Genomic DNA, 3,193 nt, shown 5'->3' with positions numbered 1-3,193 from the left:
CCTCCCCTCCATGGCCTGCGACCTGTTGCCGGGGGTCCGCCTGCCCGGGCAGCTTATCGGCATCGGCGAAAACTACTGGCCGGACCCCGTTGCAGGGATCGGCCTCCCACCTTCCCCCGGGCCCGCCGGAGGCACCGCCCCGGACCGGCGGGCGCCGGGACGCAGTCCCCTGGTGTTCGGGAAGTTCCCCGGCAGCCTGGCCGGCAACGGCCAGCCCATCGTCCTCGGCCCCGCACGCGACGGGAGGGTGGTTTGTGAAGGTGAACTCGCCGTCGTCGTTGGCCGGGTGCTGAAGGATGCGCACAGCGCAGAAGAAGCACTCGCGGCAGTGGCGGGGGTAACGGTGGCCAACGATGTCTCGGCGCGGGACCTGCAGGCAGCCGACGTCCAGTCCACGCGCGGCAAAAGCCTGGACACGTTTTGCCCCCTCGGTCCTGAGCTGGTGACCTTGGACGAGATTCCCGACCTTCAGGCCCTCCGGCTCGTCACCACAATCAACGGGTCGGTGGTCCAGGAATCCTGCACGTCCCGCATGGTGTTTTCCGTGGCGGAGCTGCTGGTGTTCTGTTCCCGGTTCATGACCCTTTACCCCGGCGACGTGATCCTTACCGGCACGCCGTGGGCCGCCGACGAATCGGTCCTGGAACTGCGCCCGGGCGACACCGTAGCGGTGGAGATTGACGGCCTGGGCATGCTATGGAATCCGGTGGGCTCATCGGTATCGCCCCGTGCGAAAGCGTCGTGACCCGCAGCCCGGGGCTCGTCCTGAGCAACTACGCCGCGGCCCCGGCCCTGGACGGCTGGGATCCGCGGAGCGAGGGTGCGTTCCTGTCCGGGGCCGCGGCGCTGCCGAACATCAGGGGGCTTGAAATTCCCTTTTATGCTTCCGGGGAGCTGCACAAGTACGACGGCGGCTGGTTCCTTCAGCAGCTCCGGCGCCTGCCCGAATATTTTGAGTACGTCCTCACCACCATTCCGGACACGATGGACCGGGTGATGAGTTCCGCGGCCTTCGGCCTCGCATCGACAGTACCTGCAGGACGGGAGTCGGCACTGGAAAGGGCTGCGGCCGCATCGGAAGCGGTGCGCACCCTGAACGAGGTCCTGGGGCGCCAGGCGGTCCGCGCCGTGCACCTGTTCAGTGCTCCCCGTCCTGTGGTTATGGATTCCTGCCCGGCGGCTGCATCTGTCACCGCCCTGGCCGGCTCGCTGCAGCAGTTGGCGGAGTATGACTGGGGCGGTGCCCGCCCGGTTCTGGAACACTGCGACGCGGCCGTCAGGCAGCACCCGCCCGCCAAAGGGTTTCTGCCGCTGGACCAGGAAATCGACGCCGTCCTCGGCTCGGGCACCGGCGCGGGAGTTGCCCTGAACTGGGCACGCTCGGTGATCGAAAAGCGTGATACCGGCACACCCGCAAGGCACCTGAAGCATGCGCTGGACACGGGAGTGCTCGCCGGATTCGTCTTTTCCGGCTGCGCGTCCCGGCCCACGGCATACGGCGAAGCCTGGGACGACACCCACCTCCCGCCCGCTCCAGTGGAGCCGGCATCACTGCTCACGCCACCGGGTATTAAAGCCATCACCGCCTCCTTGGACGCCGGCTGGTCCGGGAACGGGCCGGAAGTCTACCGGGGGCTGAAGGTCTCGGCGCCACGGGGATCCAGCGTGGAGGAGCGCCTCGCGCTTGTGGCCAACTCCATCGACACCGTCAGCGGGGCCGGCTTCTGAACCAGCGCCCGCCTCTTGAGCTGTGGGACCCATGTCCAACAAACCCGTCACACCGGTAAGCTGGAAATCCCAAGACCACAAAGCGAGGCAGAACGTGCACCAGGACGCCGCCCGGTTCCTGTCCCAGCCGGTGGCCGCCCAGCCCGGCTCTCCGCTGCGAGTCGCGGTGTACTCGCGGATCGCCGAAGCCATCCGGAACGGCTTCCTCACCCCGGGCTCCATGATCCCCACCGAAACCGAACTCGGCACGGACATGAAAGTCAGCCGCACGGTGGTCCGTGAAGCCCTCATGCTCCTTGAGGAGGACGGGCTCATCAGGGCGAGGCGCGGCGTCGGACGCTTCGTCTCGGACACCCTCCCCCGCATCGGCATCGAACGCATCCAGCCCTTCGAGGACGTCCTCGGCAGCCCCGGCCAAACGCTCGAGGTCAAGCGCACCCAGGTGGTCCGGCAGGCTGCCTCCGAATTCGTCGCCCCCGGTATCGGCGTCGAGCCCGGCACCGACTGCTGGCTCTGGGAGTCCGTCCTGATCCGCGACGGCGAGGCCATCGCCCACCTGCAGGAAAACGTCACCGCCCAGCCGGTCAGCCTCGGCAAAAGCGCTGCGGCGCCGCTTGAGATCAACGACGACGGCGGCGCCACCTTGCTGGCCACGCTCAACAAACAGCTGGGCAGGCTCGCTGGGCCGGGCGAGTGCCAGATCAGCCTTAGCCAGGTGGGCCCCAGCCGGGCGAAGCTGCTGGACCTGCGCCCGTCGGACCCTGTCCTGGTGCTGACCCAGTACGTCCGGCACGGGAACAGGCCCTTCTACCTGGCCAAGTGCCTGGTCTCGGCCCGCGCCGGGCACCTCTCGGTGATGCAGCAGTTCCAGTCCTAACGGCCTTACCGGGCGCGTCCGGCTCCCCTCACAGCTGGCTCACAACCTGCGGTTCAGCATCAATCCGCGTTTGACGTGCCACGATATGCAAAACCCGCAGCCGAGCGTGCCTGGTAGTAAGCAATCGCTTGTCCCTTGACGGAACAGAACAGGCCCTGTAACAGTTAGGCGTGGGCGGATCAATGGAGAACCACGGACGGGCAGGCGAGGCGTCAATCCCCGGTGGGCGCACTGCAGCGTCCGTGGCCGAGCCGCCGCTTCTGGAAGTCCGCGGACTGACCAAAAGTTTCTTCGGCATACCCGTCCTGGAAGACGCCCACCTTACCCTTCACAGGAGCCAGGTCCACGGTCTCGTAGGCGAAAACGGCGCCGGCAAGTCCACCCTGATGAAAGTCCTCGCGGGGGTCTACCAGCCGGACGCGGGAACGGTGCTGCTCGACGGCCGGGAAGTCAGTTTCAGTCATCCGACCAAAGCACATGAGGCCGGGCTGTCATCCGTATTCCAGGAGTTCAATCTCCTTCCCGACCGGACGGTGGCCGAGAACATCTACCTGGGCCGGGAGCCCCGCCGCGGAGTCCTGGTGAACA

At 67.1% G+C, this 3,193-nt stretch carries 4 protein-coding genes; all 4 read left to right on the top strand.

The features are described 5' to 3' along the window. Positions 1-745: fumarylacetoacetate hydrolase family protein (locus AC5RWX_RS31725; protein WP_494100159.1), on the top strand; the 745-nt coding region annotated here is incomplete at its 5' end. Then, on the top strand, positions 742-1,728 hold the full coding sequence (locus AC5RWX_RS31720; protein WP_494100158.1) for a DUF4862 family protein: 987 nt from the start codon (positions 742-744) through the stop codon (positions 1,726-1,728). The genes AC5RWX_RS31725 and AC5RWX_RS31720, both read left to right, overlap by 4 nt. A 94-nt stretch (positions 1,729-1,822) precedes the next feature. Continuing rightward, the gene (locus AC5RWX_RS31715) at positions 1,823-2,605 is read left to right on the top strand and encodes a GntR family transcriptional regulator (protein ID WP_494100160.1); all 783 of its coding nucleotides are present in this window, start codon (positions 1,823-1,825) and stop codon (positions 2,603-2,605) included. A 182-nt stretch (positions 2,606-2,787) separates the two neighbouring features. Then, on the top strand, positions 2,788-3,193 hold a 406-nt coding region (locus tag AC5RWX_RS31710; RefSeq protein WP_494100157.1), incomplete at its 3' end, for an ATP-binding cassette domain-containing protein.

It is taken from the genome of Arthrobacter sp. SPT-J7 (genome assembly GCF_059089965.1).
The sequence above is the reverse complement of the archived record's forward strand: the minus strand, read 5'-3'. Positions and strand labels throughout refer to the sequence as shown.